Here is a 21524-nt window from a genome sequence, read left to right as displayed (position 1 = left end):
TGCCAGAGACCCGTCTCTCGAGGCATGCGCCATTGCGGCGGAACTGCCGCTCGCTCAGAACCTTGCTTCCGCATGCCATCTCAACGTTTCGTCCCTCCATCCGAAGTGCCCGGTCTTGCGGCACGGCGGATTGCCGCCGACATCGTCGACGGCGTGCTGCACAAGCACCGCACGCTCGACGACCAGCTCGACGGCAGCGGCGCCCATCCCGGACTGAAGACGCTGGCCGACCGCGACCGCGCGCTGATGCGCCGCCTCGTCGCCACGGTGCTGCGCCGGCTCGGCACGCTGGGCCATGTACTGTCCCGCCTGCTCGACAAGGGCATTCCCTCCGACGCGCCCCGCGCGCAGAGCGCGCTCCTGATCGGCGCGGCGCAGATCCTCTGGATGGACGTGCCGGATCACGCCGCGGTCGATCTCTCCGTTCGCCTCGTGCAATCCGACCGCCGCGCCGCGCGCTATGCTGGCCTCGTCAATGCCGTGCTGCGCCGCTGCGCGCGCGAGGGCAAGGGGCTGATCGAGGAGGTCGCGACACAATCGCTGGATCTGCCGCCATGGCTGTTTGCACGCTGGAGCGCGCATTATGGCGAGGCGACCGCACGCGACATGGCGCTGGCGCTCGGCCACGAGCCCTCGCTCGATCTGACGGTGAAGTCCGATCCCGCGCAATGGGCGAGCCGCCTGCATGGCGAGACACTACCGACGGGAACGGTGCGGATGCTGCTGCACGGTTCGGTGACCATGCTGCCCGGCTTCGCCGAAGGACAATGGTGGGTGCAGGACGCCGCTGCCGCGCTGCCCGCCCGGCTGTTCGGCGACGTCAAGGGCAAGTCCATTGCCGATCTCTGCGCCGCCCCCGGTGGCAAGACCGCGCAGCTGGCGCTATCAGGCGCGCGTGTCACGGCCATCGACCGCTCGCCCGCGCGAGTGGCGCGGTTGCGCGAAAACCTGGCGCGACTGTCGCTCCAGGCGGAGACTGTCGTTGCTGACGCCGTGGAATGGGCCGGCCCGGCCGAGGCCTTCGACGGTATTCTGATCGACGCGCCCTGTACCTCGACCGGCACGATCCGCCGCCATCCCGACGTGGCATGGCTGCGGCAGGAATCCGACATCGCCGCGCTGGCGGCGCTGCAGCAGCGGCTGTTGCGAAAATCGGTGTCGCTGCTCAAGCCCGGCGGGACGCTGGTCTATTGCACCTGTTCGCTGGAACCCGAGGAAGGCGAACAGGCCGTGGCGGCGCTGCTCGCCGCCGAGCCTGCCCTTCGCCGTGTTCCGATCGACGCGTCGGAGGTCGCAGGCCTCGACGAAATCCTCAGCCGGGACGGCGACCTTCGCACCTTGCCCTGCCATCTGCCGAACGCCGATCCCAAGCTCGGCGGCCTCGACGGATTTTTCGCGGCCCGGCTCGTTAAATCCTGATTTTGCACTGGATTTTGCCATCACGACGCTGATTCGCGCCGTTCAAGGTGGTGTCAGCCGTCTGATTTTGGGATTAATAAGGATTCGTCGTTAATCCTCTCCCCCTTCAAGGCAAGGCGTGTCGGTCGCTCAACGCAGACATATCTCGACGCTGGTCATGAACCGCTTCGCGCGGAACATGCTCGCGCGCGCGAGCGGCGGTTCCGTTGCGCTGTCGCGGGTCTGGCCCGGCCGCACCGACCGGCTGATCATCGCACCGCACGACCTGCGCACCGCCGATGCGACCCGCGCCGCGGAAATCTATGCCGGCCGCTTCGTCTTCGCCGGCAAGATCGTCAATTGCCACGGCCGCTCGATCTTCGATCTCGAGCCGCCGTCGGAGGATTGGGAAGTTGCGCTGCTCGGCTTCGGCTGGTTGCGTCATTTGCGTGCCGCCGACACCGCGCTGACGCGGGCGAATGCGCGCGCGCTCATCGAGGACTGGATCGCCAACCCCGCCAACAAGCGCCGCCCGGTCGCCCGCCGTGCCGACGTTCTGGCGCGGCGCGTGATCTCGCTGCTGTCGCAGGCGCCGCTGGTGCTGGGCGAGACGGACAACAAGTTCTATCGCCGTTATCTGCGCGCCCTGGCCCGCGAGATCCGTTTCCTGCGCTACGCCATGGTCGACATTCCGGACGGGGTGCCGAAGCTCCAGGTGCTGATCGCGCTGTGCTACGCGGCCCTGTGTCTCGCCAACCAGGCGCGTCACATCCGCAGCGCCTCGAAGAAACTGTCGGACGAACTGCAGCGGCAGATCCTGCCCGACGGTGGACACATCTCCCGCAACCCGGGCGCGCTGATCGAACTCCTGATCGATCTGCTGCCATTGCGGCAGACCTTTGCGGCGCGCAACATCGCGCCGCCGCCGGCGCTGCTCAACGCGATCGATCGCATGATGCCGATGCTGCGCTTCTTCCGGCACGGCGACGGCAATTTCGCCCTGTTCAACGGCATGAGCGCGACCTCTTCGGACCTGCTCGCCACGCTGCTCGCCTATGACGACACCCACGGCGTGCCGATGGCGAACATGCCGCATACCGGCTACCAGCGCCTCGATGCCGGCCAGACCACTGTGATCATCGACACCGGCCCGCCGCCGCCGGCCGGCGTCAGCCACGACGCCCATGCCGGCTGCCTGTCGTTCGAACTGTCGTCCGGCATCAGCCGCATCGTCACCAATTGCGGCATGCCGACCACGGGCCGCGACAATTGGCGGCCGTTCGCACGCAGCACGGCCGCGCATTCGACGCTGACCTATCACGAGACCTCGTCATGCCAGTTCGTCGAGATGTCGGCGATGAAGCGGCTCCTGCACGGCGCGCCCATCACCAGCGGTCCCGTCGAGGTCGAGAGCTATCGCGAGATCGTGCAGAACGGCACGCTGCTCACGACATCGCATGACGGCTACCTCGCCAAGTTCGGGGCAATCCACCGTCGCGTGCTGATGATCGCCAATGACGGCGCACGCATCGACGGCGAGGACACGCTCTCGCCGCCGCAGGGCCGACGCTTCAAGGGCGCGGACGCCGATTTCGCGCTGCGCTTCCATCTGCATCCGGCGGTGAAGGCGAGCCGGCTCTCGGATGCCCGCGGCGTGATGCTGGTGCTGCCGAACCGCGACGTCTGGACCTTCGAGGCGCTCGACGACAAGGTCGACCTCGAGGACAGCGTGTTCCTGGCCGGCAATGACGGCCCGCGCCGCACCGCGCAGATCGTGATCCGTCAGGACGCGCGGCAGGCGCCCTCGATCCGCTGGAGCTTTGTCCGCTCCACCGCCTCGCCGGCCGTCACCAATGCCCGCCGCAACGCTCGCCGCGAGCCGGAACTTCCGCTGTAGTCGCGCGAATTCAACGCATCTCGTCGTTGTGAAAACGGGCAAAAGCTGCTAACGAACACGCGCTCGCGCGACTGGCGACCTTGGATGGAGCACCATCGGGAAGCGCGGGACACATCCGCCGCGCGCCTGGGCATAGACACTCCCTGAACAGAGGATCTTGCTCATGACTGACCATCCCCGCCGCGTCACCCGCGCTCTGCTTTCCGTTTCCGACAAGACCGGCCTGATCGAATTCGCAAAGGCGCTTGCCGCGCACGATGTCGAGCTGGTCTCGACCGGCGGCACCGCCAAGGCCATTGCCGCCGCCGGCCTCGAGGTGAAGGACGTCTCCGAGCTGACCGGCTTCCCCGAGATGATGGACGGCCGCGTCAAGACGCTGCATCCGAAGGTGCATGGCGGCCTGCTCGCGATCCGCGACAACAAAGAGCATGCGGAGGCGATGAAGGCGCATGGCATCGCGCCGATCGATCTTCTCGTCGTCAATCTCTATCCGTTCGAAGCGACCGTCGACAAAGGCGCGGGCTTCGAAGACTGCATCGAGAACATCGACATCGGCGGCCCCGCGATGATCCGCGCCGCCGCCAAGAACCATGACGACGTCGCCGTCGTGGTCGAGGCGCAGGACTATCAGGCCGTGCTCGACGAGCTCGCCGCCAACAACGGCGCGACCACGCTGAAGCTGCGCCGGCGGCTTGCCGCGAAGGCCTATGCCCGCACTGCGGCGTATGATGCCGCGATCTCGAACTGGTTCAACCGTCAGCTCGAGATCGACGCGCCCGACTTCCGCGCTTTCGGCGGCCGGCTGATCCAGTCGCTGCGCTACGGCGAGAACCCGCATCAGACCGCGGCGTTCTACGCGACGCCGGACAAGCGTCCGGGCGTCTCCACGGCACGGCAGCTCCAGGGCAAGGAACTCTCCTACAACAACATCAACGACACCGATGCGGCCTATGAATGCATCGGCGAGTTCGACGCCGGGCGCACCGCGGCCTGCGTTATCGTCAAGCACGCCAATCCCTGCGGCGTCGCGGAAGGCTCCAGCCTCGTCGACGCTTATCGCAAGGCGCTGGCCTGCGATTCCACCTCGGCGTTCGGCGGCATCATTGCGATGAACCGTCCGCTCGATGCCGACACCGCCCGCGAGATCACCAAGATCTTCACCGAGGTCATCATCGCGCCCGACGCCAGCGAGGAGGCGATCGCCATCATCGGCGGCAAGAAGAACCTCCGCCTGTTGCTCGCCGGCAGCCTGCCCGATCCGCGCGCGCCGGGCCTGACCGCCAAGACGGTGGCCGGCGGCCTCCTCGTGCAGAGCCGCGACAATGCCGTGGTCGACGACATGACCTTCAAGGTCGTGACCAGAAGGGCGCCAACCGATGCCGAGATGCGCGATCTCAAGTTCGCGTTCCGCGTGGCCAAGCACGTCAAGTCCAACACCATCATCTACGCCAGGGATCTCGCCACCGTCGGCATCGGCGCGGGCCAGATGAGCCGGGTGGATTCAGCCCGCATTGCCGCGCGCAAGGCGCAGGATGCCGCAGCTGAGCTGAAGCTCGCCGAGCCGCTCACCAAGGGCTCGGTGGTGGCATCGGATGCGTTCTTCCCGTTCGCCGACGGCATGCTCGCCTGCATCGAGGCCGGCGCCACCGCCGTGGTGCAGCCCGGCGGCTCGATGCGCGACGACGAGGTGATCAAGGCCGCCGACGAGCACGGCATCGCCATGGTGTTCACGGGAACACGGCACTTCAGGCACTAGTCTATCCATACGTCATCCCGGACAAGCGTAGCTCTGAACAGCGCGTAGCGCTGTCCAGAGCAGAGCGCGGATCCGGGATCCATAACCACAGGATGTCATTTGGCGAAGACTCGGAGTTGCCGGCTCGCGCGGCGGCTCCTCCCTGGGGTTATGGGTCCCTGCTTTCGCAGGGACGACAGCTGAACTAGTTCTCCCGCACCCGCACCAACAGCCCCAGTCCCGCAACGAAGAACACCACCAGCACGGCCATGCCGGCCTTCTGGCTTGCGGTCACCGCGGTGATCATGCCGATCAAGAGCGGGCCGATGAAGGATGTCACCTTCCCGGTCAATGCGAACAGGCCGAAATACTGCGCGATGCGATCCTTCGGTGCGAGGCGGATCAGCAATGTCCGGGAGGCGGCCTGGAGCGGGCCGCCGGCTGCACCGATCAGGCAGCCCAGCACGAGATAGGCGCGCTCCGCCGCGCTCCAGAACAGGGGAGCGCCTGCTTGCGGCGGAGCGACCTTGACGAACAGGACACTGTCCTTGTCGACCAGAAGGATCGCGGCCACCGACAGCAGCAGGACCAGCAGACTGCCGGCGATGACGCGCTTCGGCCCGAGACGATCGTCGAGCTTGCCGCCGAGCCATGCGCCGAACGCGCCGGCGATCGCGAGCATGATGCCGAAGGTGCCGATCTGAATCGTGTGCCAGCCGAACGTACCGGCGGCATAGATGCCGCCAAACGCGAACAGCGACACCAGACCATCGGTGTAGATCATGTTGGCGAGCAGGAATGCCGCGAGCGACTTCTGTTTGGGCAGGCCGTTGATCGATCGCTTCAGCTCGGACAGTCCTTCGCGCAGCGCCTCGCGCAACGGGCGCTTCGCCGGATAATCCGGCGTGAACAGGAACATCGGCATCACGAAGATGATGAACCATAGCCCGGTCAACGGCCCGGCAGCGCGGTCGCCCTGATGGGTCGCGGGATCGAGCCCGAACAATGGCGTGAAGCCGAGTAACGTGCGACCGGTCTCGGGATTGGCGGCGAGGAAACCGAGCACGATGATCAGGCTGACGATACCGCCGACGTAGCCGGTAGCCCAGCCGGTGCCGGAGAGCCGGCCAATGCGCTCCGGCGGCACCAGGGTCGGCATCATCGCATTGTTGAACAGGGTGGCGAACTCCGCACCGACGCTGGCGAGCGCAACCGCGGTGAGCAGCAACGGAATGATGGCATAATCGCCGGGCTTGCCGATCCACAGCGTGCAGGATGCCACCACCAGCACCGCGCCGAATCCTGCAATCCATGGTTTCCTGCGGCCAGCCGCGTCGGCGATGGCCCCCAGCACCGGTGACAGCAGCGCGATTGCAAGGCCCGCGGCGGCCATCGCAAAACCCCACAGCGACTGGCCGGTGGCAGGATTTGGCGCAACGCTGGTGGCGAAATAGGGGGCGAACACGAAGGTCGTGATCAGCGTGAAATAAGGCTGCGCGGCCCAATCGAAGAAAATCCAGCCGACGACGGCGGCGCGCGGCGGATAGGTCCGCTGCGCGGCGGCCATCCGCACATCGGGGGCAATCGTCGTCATCCCGCGGTCCTCATCACGAACAGTTTTGTCCCTCTTGGAGCAAACCGTATAGCATTGCGGCGAGGTGTGTGAACTGGCCCGAGGCCGCGGCGGAAGTTTTGATGATGTCATCATATTCGACACGGCGGGCATTCTTCGCCTTCGTAGCCACCCTGGCGTTCAGTCTCGCGCCTGCGACCGCGCAGGATGCGCGGCGGGGCTATATGCCGCCCGCGCGCGACACGGTGCGCGCCGTCGTCGCCGAGCACGGCATGGTGGTGGCGCAGGAGAGGTTGTCTGCGCAGGTCGGCGCCGACATCCTGCGACGCGGCGGCAATGCGGTCGACGCTGCGGTCGCGACCGGCTTTGCGATGGCCGTCACCTATCCACGCGCCGGCAATGTCGGCGGCGGCGGCTTCATGGCGATCCATTCCGCCGATCGCAACGAAGACATCACGATCGACTATCGTGAGACCGCGCCGGCTGCGACGACGCCACAGATATTCCTCGGCGCTGACGGCAAGCCCGACACGACGAAGTCACGGGATTCCGCGCTCGGCGTCGGCGTTCCCGGCACGGTCGCGGGCCTCGCGCTGGCATTGGACAAATACGGCTCCGGCCGGTTCACGCTGGCGCAACTGCTCGGGCCCGCCATCGCGCTCGCACGCGATGGCTTCATCGTCGGCGACGACATCGCCGATACGCTGCCGAGCTGGCACCCGCGGCTGGCACGCTGGCCTTCCTCGGCCAGAATCTTCTCGCGGCTTGACGGCACGCCGCTTGGCGAAGGCGACCGGCTGGTGCAGGGCGATCTCGCCGAAACGCTGTCGGCCGTCGCCGCACGGGGGCCGCGCGGCTTCTACGAGGGGGAGGTCGCCGAGAAACTCGCCAGGGCCGTGACCGATGCCGGCGGGATCATGACGCCGGCCGACCTCAAGGCCTATCAGCCGGTCATCCGCGCGCCGGTGCGCGGCACCTATCGCGGCTACGACATCGTGTCGATGCCGCTGCCTTCGTCCGGCGGGGTGGTACTGCTGGAAACGCTCAATATCCTCGAAGGCTTTCAGCTTGCCGATTTGAAGCAGGGATCACCGGCATCGCTGCATCTGCTGATCGAGGCCATGAAGCGCGCCTATGCCGATCGCGCGCGCTATCTCGGCGATCCCGCCTTCGTCAACGCACCGATCGAGACGCTGATCGCGAAGGACTACGCCGCCAGGCTGCGCGCGGGCATTTCTGCCGAACGCGCCACGCCGTCGAAGGAGCTCGTGTCCGCTTCTGCCGCACCGCGTGAGGGCAGCAATACGACGCATTTTTCCGTCGTCGACAGTCGCGGCAACGCCGTCAGCAACACTTATACGCTGAACTTCAGCTATGGCGTCGGCCTCGTCGCCGACGGCACCGGCGTGCTGCTCAACAACGAGCTCGACGATTTCACCGCGGCGGTCGGCGCTTCCAATGCCTATGGCCTCGTCGGCTTCGAGGCAAACCTGCCAGGCCCCGGCAAACGGCCGCTCTCGTCGATGTCACCGACCATCGTGCTGAAGGACGGCAAGCCGGTGCTGGTGACGGGCTCGCCCGGCGGCAGCCGCATCATCTCGACCGTGCTCCAGGTGATCGTGAACGTGCTCGACTACAAGATGGATGTTGCGGCCGCGGTCGCAACGCCGCGGCTGCATCACCAATGGCTACCGGATGAGGTGCGCGTCGAGCGCGGCTTTCCCGACGACGTGCTGCTCGCACTGAAGGCCAAGGGCCACCTCGTCGTCGAGCCGATGGGGCAGACATCGGCAAATTCGATTCTCGTGACGCCGAACGGATTGCTTGGCGCGGCCGATCTGCGAACGCGCGGTGCGGAAGCGGCGGGGCAGTAGCCCGCTCTCTGCATGGCACGGCAGCGCGCATCGGCTTGCGCAGGCCGGCGTGCGTGTTACCACCGCCCGGCCAAAGCTAATTGCCAGGGAAACGCACATGACCACTGCCGATCCGAGCCAGCGCATCGAACGCGCCGCGATCGAGGACACCAGCCTGCTCGCCTTCTATCGCGACATGAACACGCCCGAGCGGCGGACGTTCTGGGCTTGCGCTGCGGGCTGGGCGCTCGACGGCATGGACTTCATGATCTACCCGCTGGTGATCGGCACCATCATCACCCTGTGGAAGGTCGATGCGGCCTCGGCCGGCCTTGCCGGCACGGTGACGCTGCTCGCCTCCGCCATCGGCGGCTGGCTCGGCGGCTATCTCTCCGATCATATCGGGCGTGTCAGGACGCTCCAGATCACCATCATCTGGTTCTCGTTCTTCTCTCTGGTCTGCGCCGTCGTGCAGAATTTCGATCAGCTCCTGATCGCACGTGCCGTGCTCGGTCTCGGCTTCGGCGGCGAATGGGCGGCGGGCGCCGTGCTGATGGGCGAGGCGATCCGGCCTCAATATCGAGGGCGCGCGGTGGGCTCGGTCCAGTCGGGCTGGGCGGTCGGCTGGGGCCTCGCGGTGCTGTCGCAGGCGATCCTGTTCTCGGCCCTGCCCCCGGAGACGGCCTGGCGCTGGATGTTCGTGATCGGTGCGTTGCCGGCACTTCTGGTGTTCTACATCCGCCGCTCCGTCACCGAGCCGCAGATCGCAGCCGAGGCCCGCGCCAGGCGGGCGGAAACGGGCAGTCATCCGAAACTCTGGGAGATCTTCACCTTTCCGATCGTGAAGACCACGGTGCTTGCGTCGCTGATGGCGACGGGCTGCCAGGGCGGCTACTACGCCGTCACCTTCTGGGTGCCGCAATTCCTGACCAAGGAGCGGCACCTGTCGATCGTCGGATCGACCGGCTATCTCGCGACGCTGATCATCGGCTCCTTCATCGGCTATCTCGTGGGCGCGTGGCTCGCCGACCGGATCGGGCGGCGCAATCTGTTCCTGATCTTCTCGCTCGGAGCCATGGCGGTGGTGCTTCTCTACACACAGCTGCCGCTGACCAACGAGATCCTCTGGATACTCGGTTTCCCGCTCGGCTTCTTCGCCTCGGGCTATTTTTCCGGGATCGGTGCGTTCCTGACCGAACTCTATCCGACGCGGCTGCGCGGCTCGGGCCAGGGCTTCTGCTACAATTTCGGCCGCGGCATCGGTGCACTGTTTCCATTCCTGGTCGGCGCGCTGTCGGCGACGACGTCGCTCGGCAATGCGATCGCGATCTTCGCGGTGGCGGCTTACGCGGTGTTCTTCATCGCCGCCTTCGCGCTGCCGGAGACACGCGGGCGCGTGCTGTACGCGGATTAGTAGCCACTGTCATCCCGGGGCGATGCGCAAGCATCGAGCCCGGGATCTCGCGCCACAATCTCGAGATTCCGCGTTCGCCCTTCGGGCGCCCCGGAATGACGGTGAAGAAACTACCGCCCGACCTGATACGGCCCGCCCTTTTCCAGCGCGCGCGCATAGGCCGGCCGGGCGTGGATGCGCTCCAGGAACGCCATCGCCCTGGGATGGCCCTGCTCGAGCCCGCCGCGCGCCTGGGCCGCTTCCAGCGGAAAGCTCATCTGGATGTCGGCCGCGGTGAACTCGCTGCCGGCGAACCATTCGCTCTTGCCAAGCTCGCCTTCCCAATAGTCCATGTGCTGCTTGAGCTGCGGATTGACCAGCGCGGTCAGCGCCTGGTTGCAGACCTTGCGCACCAGCGGGCGCAGCAGTGCCGGCGCACGCTTGGGCATCAGCGTGAACAGCAGCTTGAGCAGCAGCGGCTGCATTGCGGAGCCTTCCGCATAATGCAGCCAATAGGTGTAGCGCAGCCGCTCCGGCGTGCTCGGCGGCGGGATCAGCCGGCCGTCGCCATAGGTCGCGATGAGGTATTCGATGATGGCACCCGACTCGGCGATGGTGTTGCCGTTGTCGGTGATCACGGGCGACTTGCCGAGGGGATGGATGGCGCGCAGCTCCTTTGGCGCGCGCATGTCCGGCTGACGCTGATAGCGTACGATCTCGTAAGGAACACCCAACTCCTCGAGCAGCCACAGCACGCGCTGCGAGCGGGAATTGTTGAGGTGGTGAACGGTCAGCATCGCGGAGTCCTCAGAGCTGGGCGTGGTCGGTCGGCCGAGCGTTCGTGCCAGCCCGGGAACACGTTGTCGAGGCGCCGGTGCGGATATTTTCACCCGGGTATATTGACGCGATTAATTTACCCGGGTATTAAGCTGCCAACACGATCAATATGGCAATGATTCCAATGCAAGGGACTTACACAGCGTTCGTCGGCCAGCGCCGGCTGGCCTCCGGCACGGCCGGCGAGGTCGCGCTCGCCGTCAAGCGGGCCACCCAGCCGCTGGACCAGCCGATCATCATCTTCGACGACGGGACGGGCCGGTCGATCGACTTCGACCTGCGCGGCGAGGATCGCGAGGTGCTGGCGCGGCTGGACAAGCTGGCACCGCCGCCGGCCGAGGCGGCCGAGACACCCGCAGAGCCGCGCGGCCGCGGCCGGCCGAAACTCGGCGTGGTCGCGCGCGAAGTGACGTTGCTGCCGCGGCACTGGGAGTGGCTCGGCGCGCAGCCGGGCGGCGCCTCGGTCGCGCTGCGCAAGCTCGTCGATGACGCCAGGCGCGCCAGCGGCGCCAAGGACCGCGAGCGCCAGGCGCGCGATGCGGCCTACCACTTCATGTCGACCATGGCCGGCGATCTGCCGCAGTTCGAGGAGGCCTCGCGCGCGCTGTTCGCGGACGACCGGCGGCGCTTCACCGGACTGATCGCCGACTGGCCGACTGATATCCGCGACCACATCGTCAAGCTCGCCTACAGCGACCGCGCTTAAACCGCGCGGCGCTCTTCTCACAACCCCATCGACGGCCGGGCCGCGCATTGCGCGGCAACGGCTTCGCACGCCCTGATGAAAGGCCGATCCATGTCCGATCCAAAACCGCTCTGGACCACATTCCTCCGCTTCCTCGCACCCTTGATGCTGAGCAACGCGCTGCAATCGCTGTTCGGCACCGTCAGCAACGTCTATCTCGGCCAGATGATCGGCGTCGATGCGCTCGCCGCGGTCTCGGTGTTCTTCCCGGTGATGTTCTTCCTGTTCGCCTTCGTCATGGGGCTGAGCACCGGCGCCACCGTGTTGATCGGCCAGGCCTTCGGCGCGGGCGAGCACGGCCGGATCAAGATCATCGCGGGCACGACACTCGCAGTCGGCCTGCTGCTGTCGATTTCGGTTGCATTGGTTGGCGGGCTCTTCAGCCGTCAATTGATGATGGCGCTCGCCACGCCCGCGGACATTCTCGATGAGGCCAGCGCCTATGCGAGAATCATGCTGCTGACGATGCCGCTCGGCTTCGTCTTCCTGCTGATGACCGCAATGATCCGCGGCGTCGGCGACGCGCTGACGCCGCTGCTGGCGCTGGCGCTGTCGACTGCGACCGGCCTGATCCTGACACCATTGCTGATCCGCGGCGCGCCCGGATTGCCGGCGGCGGGCATCACCAGCCCGGCGTGGGCATCTGCGATCGCCAATGCGACGACGCTGATCGTGCTGGCGGCCTATCTGCTGCGGAAGAAGCACGCCCTCGCGCCGGACGCTGCGCTGCTGGGTCACCTGCGGCTGAACGGCGCCGTGCTCGGAAAGGTGCTCGGCATCGGACTGCCGAGCGCGATCGGCATGGTGGTGATGGCGATCGCCGAGCTGGTGCTGCTCGGCCTCGTCAACGGCTACGGGTCCGACGCCACGGCCGCGTACGGCGCGGTCAACCAGGTGATGGGCTACACGCAGTTCACGGCGATGTCGATTTCGATCGCGGTCTCGATCCTCGGCGCCCAGGCCGTCGGCGGCGGCGACAGGACGCGGCTCGACGGCATCGTCCGTACCGGCCTCATGTTCAACCTCGTCCTGACCGGCGGGCTGGTGGCGCTGATCTATCTCGCGCCGCGCGCGGTGCTCGGCATCTTCATCACCGATGGCGCCGTGCTCGATCTGGCGAAAGGGCTGCTGTACATCGCCTTGTGGAGCTCGGTGCCGTTCGGGCTCGCCACGGTGTTTTCAGGCGCGATGCGTGCGGCCGGTGTCGCGTTCACACCGATGCTGCTGTCGATCTTCGCGATTGTCGCGATCGAGCTGCCGGCCGCGGTGATCCTGAGCCGCGCGATCGGCCTTGCGGGTGTCTGGGCGGTCTATCCGATCGTGTTCTGCGCCATGTTCATTTTGCAGATGGGCTATTACCTCCTGGTGTGGCGCAAGCAGGCGATCCAGCGGCTGATCTGACGGCCTTAAGTATTATGACCGTCATTAAACGGTGGACCTGTGGCGCGGCCTGCGCCACAATGACGAAAAGCGACGTCAGGGAGAATGATTTTGACCCGCACCGCCCCGCAATTCCTGTTCGACTTCGGCAGCCCCAACGCCTATCTCAGCCATCTGGCGATTCCGGCGATCGAGCAGCGGATCGGCGTCAAGTTCGAATATGTGCCGATCCTGCTCGGCGGCATCTTCAAGTCGACCAACAACAAGTCGCCGGCGGAGACCCTGGCCGGCATCAAGAACAAGCGCGAATTCCAAGCGATCGAGACCGAGCGCTTCATCAAGCGCTTCCATGTCCAGCCCTATGTCTGGAATCCGCATTTCCCCGTCAACACGCTGAACCTGATGCGCGCGGCAATCGCGGCGCAGCTCGAGGGCGTGTTCGAGAAATATGTCGAGGCCGCCTTCCACCACATGTGGCGCGAGCCGAAGAAGATGGACGATCCTGAAATCGCGGCGAAGGCGCTGGCGTCCTCCGGCCTCGATGCGCAACGGCTGTTCGCCCGCGCTGGGGAACCCGAGGTCAAGGGCAAGCTGATCAAGAACACCGAGGAGGCGGTCGCCCGCGGCGCCTTCGGTTCGCCGACCTTCTTCGTCGGCAACGAGATGTTCTTCGGCAAGGAACAGCTGCGCGAAGTCGAGGAGATGGTGCTGGGGAAGGGCGAGTAGTGAATGGCGAATGGTGAGTAGTGGAAACGTGACTCGCATTCCAGCGCTTGCTATCCTATTCGCTACTCCCTATTCGCCACTCGCGCCTTTCCTTAAGAACAACAATAGCGGAGCATCTCTATGCGTATCCTCGTGGTCGGCGCCGGCGCCATTGGCGGCTATTTCGGTGGCAGGCTGTTGCAGGCCGGCCGCGACGTCACCTTCCTGGTCCGGCCACGACGCGCCGGCGAGCTCGCAAGCGCCGGCCTCGTCATCAAGAGCCCGAATGGCGACGTGACCTTGAAAAATCCACCGACCGTGCAGGCGGACGCGCTCAAGGACAAGTTCGACGTCGTGCTCCTGAGCTGCAAGGCGTTCGACCTCGACGACGCCATCAAGTCGTTTGCCGCGGCGGTCGGACCGAACACTGCGATCATTCCGATGCTCAACGGCATGAAGCATCTCGACACGCTGGATGCCAGGTTCGGCAAGGAGCGGGTGCTCGGCGGCCTCTGCGCCATCGCCGCGACCTTGAACGAGAAGCGCGAGGTGGTGCAGCTCCAGCCGATGCAGTCGATCAATTACGGCGAGCGCGACGGCAAGATGTCGGACCGGGTGAAGGCGATCGACGAAGCCTTCAAGAGCGGCATCACTGGCGCCACTGCCAGCCAGAACATCATGCAGGACATGTGGGAGAAGTGGGTGTTCCTCTCCTCGCTCGCGGCATCCACCAGCCTGATGCGCGCCTCGGTCGGTGACATCCTGGCGGCTCCGGGCGGCCGGGATTTCCTGCTCGGCATGCTGGACGAGACCAGTGCGATCGCCGCCGCATCAGGCTATCCGCCGGGCGGACCGTTCTTCGAGCGGGTGAAGGGCAACCTCACCGCCGAAGGCTCGCCGATGACGGCCTCGATGTTCCGCGACATCAAGGCGGGCCTGCCGGTCGAGGCCGACCACGTGATCGGCGATCTCATCGCGCGCGCCGATGCCGGCAAGGTGCCGGTACCGAAGCTGCGCATCGCTTACACGCATCTGAAGGCGTATGAGAAGCAGCGGGTGGGGTAGGGCGTAACCACACATTCCGCTGTCGTCCCGGGGCGCGCGGAGCGCGAACCCGGGATCCATAACCACAGGCGGCAGTGCGAGGCGATGCTCCCACTCCGAGTCATCGCAAAACAACGTCCTGTGGGTATGGGTCCCTGATCTGCGCTTCGCTTGTCCGGGACGACAGTGGAGTTAGCCGAAACAGCTCCGCGCTATTTCAAATTCGCCAGATAATGCGAGACGGCGGTGATTTCCTCGTCGCTCATGTGATAGGCGACGTCCGCCATCGCGGCGACGCCGCCGCCGACGCGCTGGCCGGCCTTGTAGTCGTGCAGCGCCTTGACGAGATATTCCTCGCGTTGCCCCGCGAGCCGCGCGACCGCCTTGGTGCCGGCATAGCTGTCCGTGTGGCATGAAGCGCAGCGGCGGCCGGCGGCAACCTGCGCGCCCTTCTTCGACAGGTCCGGATCTCCGTCCTCGGCTCCCTTCGGTGGCGCGAGCTGTGAAAAATAGGCGCCGAGATTGCGGATGTCCTCGTTGGTGATCTCCTCGACGATCGGCTGCATCTGCTCGTTCTTGCGCGAGCCGGCACGGAAGAACACCAGCTGCCATTGCAGGAATTGATCGGGTTGGCCGGCGAGCGAGGGGATGTTCTCGGTCTGCGAGATGCCGTTCTCACCGTGACAGCCGGCACAGACCTGCGCCTTGGCCTTGCCGGCGGCGACGTCGGCGGCACGCGTGGCCGGCGCAACCAGAAGCGTTGCTGCCAGAACTCCAAACCAAACTGCTCGCATGGATGATTTCTCCGACTGTCATTGCCGGGCCTTCCCGACAATCCATCCTATTCTTGAAAGGCTTCTCGCTTGATGGATGGCCGGATCAAGTCCGGCATGACGAACGCGTTCCGCTGTGTGCTTGCTGTGTCAAACAAAAGGCTGCGGCGCCTTTCGGCCGCCGCAGCCTCGCGTCGTGCGCGCGCTACTTCTTGCTGTAGCTGATGCGGTAGATCGCGCCGGCCCAATCGTCGGCGACGAGGATCGACCCGTCCTTGGCGAGGATGATGTCGTTGGGACGGCCGAGATAGCCCTGATCGCCCTCAAGCCAGCCGGAGGCGAAGATCTCACGCTTCGGGTTCTTGCCGTCGGGCCCGACGATCACGCGCACGATGCGTGCGCCCTGGTACTTGTGCCTGTTCCAGGAGCCGTGCTCGGCGATCAGGATGTTGTTCTTGTACTCGGCGGGGAACTGGTCGCCGGTATAGAACTTCATGCCGAGCGGCGCGACATGGGCGCCGAGATTCAGCACGGGCGGCGTGAACTCCGAGCATTTGTGGCCCATCGCGAACTTGTCGTCGGGCAGATTGCCCTGGTGGCAATAGGGATAGCCGAAATGCTCGCCGATCCGGTTGATCATGTTCAGCTTGTCCGAGGGCAGATCGTCGCTGATCCAATCGCGGGCGTTCTCGGTGAACCAGAGCTTGCCGGTGCGCGGGTCGACGTCGCCGCCGACCGAATTGCGAACGCCGAGCGCCCAGATTTCCGCGTTGCCGGTCTTCGGATCGACGCGCCGGATCTGCGACACGCTGGTCGGCGGAATGCCGATGTTGAAGGGCGGTCCGAACGGCAGGAAGAACCAGCCTTCCTTGTCGACCGCGATGTACTTCCAGCCATGGGCGGCATAGGACGGCATGTCGTCATAGACGACCTTGCCCTGGCCGAGATTGTCGAGATTGGCTTCGGCGTTGTCGTAGCGGATCAGCTTGTCGACGGCGATGACGTAGAGCGCGCCGTCCCGGAAGGCGAGGCCGGTGGGCATGTTCAGGCCCTTGAGGACGGTCTTGACCTCCTTCTTGCCGTTGTTGTCCTTGATGGCGTAGACGTTGCCGAGGCCGAACGAGCCGACGAACAGCGTGCCCTTGTCACCCCAGGCCATCTGCCGCGCCGCCAGCACGCCCGAGGCGTAGACCTCGATCTTGAAGCCCTGCGGCAGCTTGATCTTCTTGACGATGTTGGCGAGCTCGGCATCGGAGGCGCCGGTCGGCGGGCCCGAGGGCGGCGCGAGGCCCTTCTGCGCCTCGGTCTCGTCGCCGAGGAACCAGTCGTCCGGCGGATGGGTCCAGAACTCCTTGGTGCCGGATTCGTATTTCTTCAGCGGCTTGCTCTTGTCCTGCTGTTGCGCATGGCCAGCGCCGGTCCCCGCGAGAAGGGCAACCGCTGCAAGCGCCAGAACGGACTGAAAGACGGATCGATGGAATTTCATCGCGTCACTCCCCTAAGGCAGCCGTCAGGGCTGCGCATTATTTTGGTTTTGCCAGTCGAGAGACGAAGTCTTGGGTCCGTCAGAACGACAGACGCAAAAAGGTTAGCACATCTGCGAACGGTGAGAAGCGCGCCGCCTGCACCGCCTTCGCGCTTCGAAAAAATTGAGACGGAATGTCAATGAAGCGGCGAACGCTGCACGACGGCGCTCTCGCTGCAGCGCGGAATCGTAGGGGCGCGCGGATCGTTTTGCCGACGGCACGAGGGGTGCTCGTGCAAAATCGCGAAAACAACCCCATGCACAGTAGAACGGCTCAGACTGGCACTCTCCCGGCAACACCGGCCAGACATCTGAATCGTCGAGCAAAATAGCGCTTACGAGGCGACGGGGTAAGGGCCGTCGTCGAACACCGTGTCATGATAGCCCTTCGACCCGATCTCGCGTGCCAGCGTGCTGCGAAAATCGCGGTCGCCTTGCAGGCTGCGCAGCACATGCGCGAAGTCGAATTCGGGCCGCCAGCCCAGCTCGCGCCGCGCGCGGTCGTTGACATAGACGCGGTCGATCGCGGGGAAGAGCCGCCAGCCGCGCGCCGCATAGAGCTGCGCGCATTCCGGATAGAGCTCGCGCACGACACCGGCCGCATCGCACGCGAGCGCGGCGAGATGACGCTGCTCGAACGGGCTGGTGGCCGAGACGATGTAGCGGGCGAAGCCGATTCTGGCCGCGCGTTCGACGGCGAGCAGATGCGCGCTCACGGCGTCGGCGATATCCAACCGGCGATAGAGCAACTCGTTGGCCTGCGCGTTGTCGAGCGCGTAGGCCGACCGCACCGAGGGATCGTCGTCGTCCTCGGGGAAGAAGCGCGAGGTCCGCAAGACCACGACGGGCAAACCGCGCTCGCGAAAGAACAGCTCGCAGAGGCTCTCGGCCATCCGCTTGGTGGTGCCGTAGATGTTCTTCGGCACCGACGGCAGCTCCTCGGTGACCCACACCGCGGCCCGCCCCGCCTCGGGGCGCAGCTGCGAGCCGAATGCGCTGGTGGTGCTGGTGAAGACGAAACTCCTCACGCCCCCCGCCGCGGCCGCCTCGAGCAGATTGAGCGTGCCGGTGACGTTGGTGTCGACGAAATCCTGCTTGGAGTGGGTCGCCACATGCGGCTTGTGCAGCGTCGCGGTATGGATGACGGCGGTGACGCCGTCCATCTGGCGCCGCACGAACGCGGAATCGACGATCGAGCCGACGGCGTCGGTGAAGGGCGATGGCTTCAGATCGAGCCCGCGCACGGGCGACCCGCGCCCATGGAGTGTCCGAAGAATAGCCTCGCCCAGGTGGCCCGCGCTGCCAGTGATCAGAATTGTCATGTTAGTCCCAAAAATACAGCCGTCAGCGGCGCGGAAACCACGGCCCGACCCGGTTCGGCTGGATGCTCTGGGAAAAATTGGAGCGGGCGAAGGGGCTCGAACCCTCGACCCCGACCTTGGCAAGGTCGTGCTCTACCACTGAGCTACACCCGCATCCTGTGTCGGTCGCGTGACGCGCCGGCAACGGGGTGTCGTATGCCAAAAGCGGGAGGGGAATGCAACAGCTACCGGCGGCCTCAATTCGCAATTGAGGGCCCCATATGGAGCCCGAAGCTGCCAAATCGACCGGAAAGGCCCCGGAACCGGCGAATCGCAGGGCCTGGATTGAAATTCGGCCCATTCGGCCCAATTTAGGTGCCGACAACGAGCATATGATGTGGCGGCGTGCTAAAGAGCCGTCATTCCAGACATGACGAGGGAATCCCGTGACGATCATCGACCAGGGTAATGGAGCGGCGGGCCCGGCTGCGGCCGACCTGATCAAGGACACCACCACCCAGACCTTCGTGAAGGACGTGATCGAGGAATCGAAGCGCCAGCCGGTGCTGATCGATTTCTGGGCGGAGTGGTGCGGCCCCTGCAAGCAGCTCACCCCCGTGCTGGAAAAGGCTGTGAAGGCGGCCAAGGGCAAGGTCAAGCTGGTCAAGATGAACATCGACCAGCATCCGGCGATCCCGGGCCAGATGGGCATCCAGTCGATCCCGGCCGTGATCGCCTTCGTCAACGGCCAGCCGGCGGACGGCTTCATGGGCGCGGTACCGGAGAGCCAGGTCAATGCCTTCATCGAGCGGCTGACGAAGGGCGTCACCGCGCCGGGCGAGGTCAACGTCGCCGAGATCGTGCAGGAAGCCGACGCGGTGCTCGCCGAGGGCGACACGGCGGCGGCGGCGCAGATCTATGCCGAGGCGCTCCAGCATGATTCGACCAATATCGCGGCGCTAGCCGGCCTTGCGAAGTGCTACGCCGTCTCCGGCGCGATGGAGCAGGCCAAGCAGACGCTGGCCATGGTGCCGGAATCCAAGCGCAACGACCCGGCCGTGAAGGCCGTGCAGACCGCGATCGATCTCGCCGAGCAGGCGAAATCGCTTGGACCGGTTGCCGAGCTGGAACAGAAGGTCGCCGCAAACCCGCTCGATCATCAGGCCCGATTCGACCTCGCCACCGCGCTCAACGCGCAAGGCAACCGCGCCGCGGCGACCGAGCAGCTGCTCGAGATCATCAAGCGCGACCGCAAGTGGAACGACGACGGCGCCCGCAAGCAGCTGGTGCAGTTCTTCGAGGCCTGGGGCGGCACGGATGATGCAACCGTCGAGGGACGCAAGCGTTTGTCGACGATCCTGTTTTCATAAGGGCGCGCTGGCGACGCCAGGGAGACCGGGCAGATGCCGATCAACATCGAATATCGCGGGCCCGCCGACCTCCCGGAGATCATTCCGGTGTTTCCGCTGCCGGGCGCGCTGCTGCTGCCCCGCGGCCAGATGCCGCTCAACATCTTCGAGCCGCGCTACCTCGCGATGGTCGACGATTCCTTCCGCGACGGGCATCGCCTGATCGGCATGATCCAGCCCGACGTGGCGCATTCGCCGAAGAATTCCGACAAGCCGGCGCTGTTCCGCGTCGGCTGCGTCGGCCGTATCACCCAGCTCGCCGAATCCGGCGACGGCCGCTACATCCTCGAGCTCACCGGCGTGGCGCGCTTCAAGATTGTCGAGGAGCTCGAAGTGCTGACCGCCTACCGGCAGTGCAAGGTGGACTTCTTCGCCTTCGTCGACGACTTCACCGCGCGCATGGGCGAGGAGGAGGTCGATCGCGAGGCGCTGCTGGCCGTGCTGGCCGACTTCCTGAAGGCCAACAATCTCAAGGTCGACTGGGAAGGCGTCGAGAGCGCGCCCAACGAGGCGCTCGTCAACGCGCTGGCGATGATGTCGCCCTACGGCCCGGCGGAGAAGCAGGCAATGCTGGAGGCGCCGGACCTGAAGACCCGCGCCGAGATCCTGATCGCCGTCACCGAGATGGACCTCGCCAAGAAGCGCACCAGCGGCGATCCGCCGCTGCAGTGAGACTGTAGGCACTACAAGCTCCGTCATGCCCGGGCTTGACCCGGGCATCCACGTCTTTGCCACACAGAAGAACGTGGATGGCCGGGACAAGCCCGGCCATGACGAGGAGGGAATGTGGCCTTCAAAATTCTTATGAATGATGCCGGATGCGCTTGCGCCCGGTGAACATCGCGCGGACCAAGTTCTCGCGCTGGAGAATCCCCATCGCCAGCACGCCCACTACGTGCAGCACGACCAGAACGATGACCGCGTCCGATGAATAATGGTGGGTGTCTTCGACCCACCACACGCCGAAGAAGGTGACGGTGACCGACATCGCGCCGGTGATCGTCGAGACGGCGAGCGAGGCCAGCAGCGCGACCAGCATCAAGCTGCCGGCGGGATTGAGCCCGATATAGCGGCCGGTCATGCCGCGCCGCAGATTCCACAGATAGTTCGGCGCGGCACGCAGCCTGACACCGAGCATCCGGAAGCGCGAATAGCGGCTTCCCATGAAGCCCCAGAGCAGGCGGAAGGCGAGCAGGCCGATGACGGCATAGCCGACGATGCGGTGAACGCCGTCATACGCGGTCGGCGTGAACCACGCGATCACAACCGAGATCGCGAGAACCCAGTGCCAGAGGCGCAGCGGGAGGTCCCAGACCGCGACCGTCCGCGCGACGGGTCGATTCGCGGGTGTCCTGTCGGACACCCCGCGCTCTTCCGGCACTTGTTTCATCAAGCCCAATTCGCTTCGGGGCTCACGCGCAATCTACTTGGCGATCGTGTGCTTCAGGCTGAGATCTTCGGGGCTGTAGAACAGCTCGTACAGCTTGCCTTCCTTGACGCCGTAGACCTCGTAGCACGAGCCCTCGACCTTGGAGCGGCGCACCTCGTAGCCCGCCGCCTTGGCCTTGGCTTCGGCTTCGCTGGCCGGCTTCCACGACGCCTTGGCGAGCTTGGTGCAATCCTTGAAGCCGTCGGCCATGGCCGCCGATCCCATGCCAATCCCGATCGTCAGTGCAATGGCTACAACACGAATGACCTTCACGAACGTCTCCTCCTCTCGTGTGCGCACCGCAGAGACGCGGGGCGCACCGAAGGAAGCAGAGGAGGCAATGAAGTCAATCGGGTACGGGCCTGGTTCGCTTTAGATAAGTTCTAACGTGGCCCATCGCTGCGGCCTTACGCCTAACAGGCCGGATGCGCAGCGCAAAAGCATGATCCGGAAAAGTGCGCAGCGGTTTTCCGAAAAGATCATGCTTAGGACAACAACCTGAAGCGCGATGACGATTCATCCTCATC

The 21524-nt window shown here is 65.5% G+C and carries 18 protein-coding genes, 1 tRNA gene and 1 riboswitch; of the genes, 11 read left to right on the top strand and 8 right to left on the bottom strand.

Translation table 11 applies throughout. From position 1 onward, the window contains the following. Nucleotides 1-72 precede the first annotated feature (72 nt). From EDE08_RS20570 to purH, 3 genes are all read left to right on the top strand, one after another. Nucleotides 73-1419: an RsmB/NOP family class I SAM-dependent RNA methyltransferase gene (locus EDE08_RS20570; protein WP_131870641.1), complete on the top strand. Its 1347-nt coding sequence runs from the start codon at nucleotides 73-75 to the stop codon at nucleotides 1417-1419. A 157-nt stretch (nucleotides 1420-1576) separates the two neighbouring features. Further along, nucleotides 1577-3295: a heparinase II/III family protein gene (locus tag EDE08_RS20565; protein WP_165936059.1), complete on the top strand. Its 1719-nt coding sequence runs from the start codon at nucleotides 1577-1579 to the stop codon at nucleotides 3293-3295. 57 nt (nucleotides 3296-3352) lie between these two features. Continuing rightward, nucleotides 3353-3434, top strand: a riboswitch (ZMP/ZTP riboswitch). A 24-nt stretch (nucleotides 3435-3458) separates the two neighbouring features. Beyond that, the gene (gene purH / locus EDE08_RS20560) at nucleotides 3459-5051 is read left to right on the top strand and encodes a bifunctional phosphoribosylaminoimidazolecarboxamide formyltransferase/IMP cyclohydrolase (protein WP_131870639.1); all 1593 of its coding nucleotides are present in this window, start codon (nucleotides 3459-3461) and stop codon (nucleotides 5049-5051) included. A 184-nt stretch (nucleotides 5052-5235) separates the two neighbouring features. Here the strand turns inward: purH and EDE08_RS20555 are convergent, their stop codons facing one another. Further along, nucleotides 5236-6624 (bottom strand): MFS transporter, encoded by a 1389-nt coding sequence (locus tag EDE08_RS20555; RefSeq protein ID WP_131870638.1) that lies wholly within the window; start codon nucleotides 6622-6624, stop codon nucleotides 5236-5238. 101 nt (nucleotides 6625-6725) lie between these two features. Between EDE08_RS20555 and ggt the strand changes: the two genes are divergently transcribed. Together ggt and EDE08_RS20545 are read left to right on the top strand one after the other, a co-directional pair. Beyond that, complete coding sequence (ggt, locus tag EDE08_RS20550) at nucleotides 6726-8477, top strand: gamma-glutamyltransferase (protein ID WP_131870637.1); 1752 nt, start codon at nucleotides 6726-6728, stop codon at nucleotides 8475-8477. A gap of 97 nt (nucleotides 8478-8574) precedes the next feature. Further along, nucleotides 8575-9870 (top strand): MFS transporter, encoded by a 1296-nt coding sequence (locus tag EDE08_RS20545; RefSeq protein ID WP_131870636.1) that lies wholly within the window; start codon nucleotides 8575-8577, stop codon nucleotides 9868-9870. Nucleotides 9871-9980: 110 nt separating this feature from the next. Here EDE08_RS20545 and EDE08_RS20540 read toward each other — a convergent pair whose 3' ends face one another. Further along, entirely contained in the window at nucleotides 9981-10646 is a 666-nt protein-coding gene (locus tag EDE08_RS20540; RefSeq protein WP_131870635.1) for a glutathione S-transferase family protein, read from the bottom strand. 164 nt (nucleotides 10647-10810) lie between these two features. Here EDE08_RS20540 and EDE08_RS20535 point away from each other — a divergent pair, with 164 nt between their 5' ends. From EDE08_RS20535 to panE, 4 genes are all read left to right on the top strand, one after another. Continuing rightward, a complete protein-coding gene (locus EDE08_RS20535; protein WP_165936058.1) occupies nucleotides 10811-11392 on the top strand; it encodes a DUF2239 family protein in 582 nt (193 codons plus the stop codon). Nucleotides 11393-11482: 90 nt separating this feature from the next. Next, nucleotides 11483-12832 carry an MATE family efflux transporter gene (locus tag EDE08_RS20530; protein WP_207913043.1) on the top strand — a complete coding sequence of 450 codons (1350 nt, stop codon included), beginning with the start codon at nucleotides 11483-11485 and terminating at the stop codon, nucleotides 12830-12832. A 90-nt stretch (nucleotides 12833-12922) separates the two neighbouring features. After that, a complete protein-coding gene (locus tag EDE08_RS20525) occupies nucleotides 12923-13537 on the top strand; it encodes a 2-hydroxychromene-2-carboxylate isomerase (protein WP_207913041.1) in 615 nt (204 codons plus the stop codon). Between the two features lie 120 nt (nucleotides 13538-13657). Continuing rightward, nucleotides 13658-14581, top strand: a complete 924-nt coding sequence (gene panE / locus EDE08_RS20520; protein WP_131870631.1) for a 2-dehydropantoate 2-reductase — start codon at nucleotides 13658-13660, stop codon at nucleotides 14579-14581. Between the two features lie 191 nt (nucleotides 14582-14772). Here the strand turns inward: panE and EDE08_RS20515 are convergent, their stop codons facing one another. The 4 genes from EDE08_RS20515 to EDE08_RS20495 all read right to left on the bottom strand — a co-directional run bounded on the left by EDE08_RS20515 (nucleotide 14773) and on the right by EDE08_RS20495 (nucleotide 18333). After that, nucleotides 14773-15354, bottom strand: coding sequence for a c-type cytochrome (locus EDE08_RS20515; RefSeq protein ID WP_131870630.1), 582 nt, complete (start codon nucleotides 15352-15354; stop codon nucleotides 14773-14775). A gap of 184 nt (nucleotides 15355-15538) precedes the next feature. Then, nucleotides 15539-16819: a PQQ-dependent sugar dehydrogenase gene (locus EDE08_RS20510; protein ID WP_131870629.1), complete on the bottom strand. Its 1281-nt coding sequence runs from the start codon at nucleotides 16817-16819 to the stop codon at nucleotides 15539-15541. 374 nt (nucleotides 16820-17193) lie between these two features. Beyond that, a complete protein-coding gene (locus tag EDE08_RS20500) occupies nucleotides 17194-18180 on the bottom strand; it encodes an NAD-dependent epimerase/dehydratase family protein (protein ID WP_131870628.1) in 987 nt (328 codons plus the stop codon). 78 nt (nucleotides 18181-18258) lie between these two features. After that, nucleotides 18259-18333: transfer RNA gene (locus tag EDE08_RS20495), tRNA-Gly, on the bottom strand. Nucleotides 18334-18605: 272 nt separating this feature from the next. On the opposite strand from EDE08_RS20495, the gene trxA reads away from it, so the two are divergent. Both trxA and EDE08_RS20485 read left to right on the top strand, forming a co-directional pair. Further along, entirely contained in the window at nucleotides 18606-19529 is a 924-nt protein-coding gene (trxA, locus tag EDE08_RS20490) for a thioredoxin (protein WP_131870627.1), read from the top strand. Between the two features lie 33 nt (nucleotides 19530-19562). Continuing rightward, on the top strand, nucleotides 19563-20240 hold the full coding sequence (locus EDE08_RS20485; RefSeq protein WP_131870626.1) for an LON peptidase substrate-binding domain-containing protein: 678 nt from the start codon (nucleotides 19563-19565) through the stop codon (nucleotides 20238-20240). A gap of 130 nt (nucleotides 20241-20370) precedes the next feature. On the opposite strand, the gene EDE08_RS20480 is transcribed toward EDE08_RS20485, so the two are convergent. After that, on the bottom strand, nucleotides 20371-20958 hold the full coding sequence (locus tag EDE08_RS20480) for a cytochrome b/b6 domain-containing protein (protein WP_165936057.1): 588 nt from the start codon (nucleotides 20956-20958) through the stop codon (nucleotides 20371-20373). Nucleotides 20959-20991: 33 nt separating this feature from the next. Beyond that, complete coding sequence (locus EDE08_RS20475; protein ID WP_028177004.1) at nucleotides 20992-21270, bottom strand: PepSY domain-containing protein; 279 nt, start codon at nucleotides 21268-21270, stop codon at nucleotides 20992-20994. Between the last annotated feature and the right edge of the window lie 254 nt (nucleotides 21271-21524).

The sequence above is a fragment of the Bradyrhizobium sp. R2.2-H genome (assembly GCF_004346455.1).
Classification (GTDB): Bacteria; Pseudomonadota; Alphaproteobacteria; order Rhizobiales; family Xanthobacteraceae; genus Bradyrhizobium; species Bradyrhizobium diversitatis.
Note: the sequence above shows the minus strand (reverse complement) of the source record. Positions and strands in the feature narration are given on the sequence as shown.

Bases quoted from the DNA above. Each gene is read 5' to 3' on its own strand.
- EDE08_RS20570 (WP_131870641.1), top strand. From the start codon at position 73: ATGCCATCTCAACGTTTCGTCCCTCCATCCGAAGTGCCCGGTCTTGCG.
- EDE08_RS20565 (WP_165936059.1), top strand. From the start codon at position 1,577: ATGAACCGCTTCGCGCGGAACATGCTCGCGCGCGCGAGCGGCGGTTCC.
- purH (WP_131870639.1), top strand. From the start codon at position 3,459: ATGACTGACCATCCCCGCCGCGTCACCCGCGCTCTGCTTTCCGTTTCC.
- EDE08_RS20555 (WP_131870638.1), bottom strand. From the start codon at position 6,624: ATGACGACGATTGCCCCCGATGTGCGGATGGCCGCCGCGCAGCGGACC.
- ggt (WP_131870637.1), top strand. From the start codon at position 6,726: ATGATGTCATCATATTCGACACGGCGGGCATTCTTCGCCTTCGTAGCC.
- EDE08_RS20545 (WP_131870636.1), top strand. From the start codon at position 8,575: ATGACCACTGCCGATCCGAGCCAGCGCATCGAACGCGCCGCGATCGAG.
- EDE08_RS20540 (WP_131870635.1), bottom strand. From the start codon at position 10,646: ATGCTGACCGTTCACCACCTCAACAATTCCCGCTCGCAGCGCGTGCTG.
- EDE08_RS20535 (WP_165936058.1), top strand. From the start codon at position 10,811: ATGCAAGGGACTTACACAGCGTTCGTCGGCCAGCGCCGGCTGGCCTCC.
- EDE08_RS20530 (WP_207913043.1), top strand. From the start codon at position 11,483: ATGTCCGATCCAAAACCGCTCTGGACCACATTCCTCCGCTTCCTCGCA.
- panE (WP_131870631.1), top strand. From the start codon at position 13,658: ATGCGTATCCTCGTGGTCGGCGCCGGCGCCATTGGCGGCTATTTCGGT.
- EDE08_RS20515 (WP_131870630.1), bottom strand. From the start codon at position 15,354: ATGCGAGCAGTTTGGTTTGGAGTTCTGGCAGCAACGCTTCTGGTTGCG.
- EDE08_RS20510 (WP_131870629.1), bottom strand. From the start codon at position 16,819: ATGAAATTCCATCGATCCGTCTTTCAGTCCGTTCTGGCGCTTGCAGCG.
- EDE08_RS20500 (WP_131870628.1), bottom strand. From the start codon at position 18,180: ATGACAATTCTGATCACTGGCAGCGCGGGCCACCTGGGCGAGGCTATT.
- EDE08_RS20485 (WP_131870626.1), top strand. From the start codon at position 19,563: ATGCCGATCAACATCGAATATCGCGGGCCCGCCGACCTCCCGGAGATC.
- EDE08_RS20480 (WP_165936057.1), bottom strand. From the start codon at position 20,958: ATGAAACAAGTGCCGGAAGAGCGCGGGGTGTCCGACAGGACACCCGCG.